Annotated in this window: 1 protein-coding gene; it reads right to left on the bottom strand. The window is 62.0% G+C overall.

The genetic code is table 11. The annotated features are described in order from the left end of the window. A partial coding sequence (locus BV453_RS01900) for a carbohydrate ABC transporter permease (protein ID WP_249520744.1) occupies nucleotides 1–213 on the bottom strand: 213 nt, incomplete at both ends.

The following is a 213-nucleotide window of genomic DNA, read 5'->3' as shown; positions in this document are numbered from 1 at the left end:
ATGATGCGCTGGATCCCGGGGGCGATGATGTAGCGGAACTGGTGCCACTTGTTGGCACCGTCGAGGTCGGCTGCTTCGTACAGCTCACCGGGAATGGACTGGATCGCGCCGAGGAAGAGCACGAAGTTGAGGCCGATGTAGCGCCAGATGGCGACGCCGGCCAGGGAATAGTTCACGACATCCGGATTGCCCAGCCACTGGGTGGAGACATCG

Source organism: Microbacterium sp. ER1, from assembly GCF_023383675.1.
Taxonomy (GTDB): domain Bacteria; phylum Actinomycetota; class Actinomycetes; order Actinomycetales; family Microbacteriaceae; genus Microbacterium.
This window is presented reverse-complemented; position numbering and strand designations above follow the sequence as displayed.